The organism is Bacillus sp. 05T31, from assembly GCF_056396725.1.
Genome location: NZ_JBFTMA010001220.1, coordinates 1 through 673, shown reverse-complemented (window position 1 = coordinate 673; position 673 = coordinate 1). Strand labels below are relative to the sequence as shown.

Below are 673 nucleotides of genomic sequence, written 5' to 3'. Positions count from 1 at the left end.
GGAGTGTCATATGTGGATTATGTCTCGTTCTTATCTCTTTACTAGTAGATCGAAAATATATAAACGTGGGCACATTTTTAAATGCACTACTTATCGGTCCTATTATGGACTTTTTCTTACAATCAAAAATCCTTCCAAACGCTAGTGATTATTTATGGATAAACTTACTCATTTTATTTTCTGGTATTGCAATTACAGGCATTGGGGGCGGCATGTACGTTGCGGCCGGCATTGGTGCTGGACCTCGCGATGGATTCATGCTTACCATTTCTGACAAAACTGGGTTATCTATTAGCCGGGCTCGAATCATTGTAGAATGCTTTGTACTAGTCATTGGATTCATGCTAGGAGGTCCTATTTTTATCGTAACTTTTCTATACACTTTTATTCAAAGTCCAATATTCCAGCATTCATTTAAGGTATTTCAAGCACTCTTACATATTTTACATAACAAAAACAAAGAGCGAATTAATGAAAATATATGAAACATAACTTAATACCAATTACTCTTTTCATTAACTTTCTTACAAATAATTCACCCTATTTACGATTCCCACCGCAAATAGGGTGTTTCTATTTTCATCCGATAATATATATTTAATTAAACATCAAAAGCATATACTACTCATTCACAATAAAAGTATATACATCATTATAAATACAACCATTTACT

General features: G+C 33.0%; 1 protein-coding gene. It reads left to right on the top strand.

Annotation, left to right across the window (positions count from 1 at the left end; all coding sequences use genetic code 11):
- A partial coding sequence (locus AC1DJR_RS32560) for a YczE/YyaS/YitT family protein (protein WP_477004521.1) occupies positions 1 to 485 on the top strand: 485 nt, incomplete at its 5' end.
- Between the last annotated feature and the right edge of the window lie 188 nt (positions 486 to 673).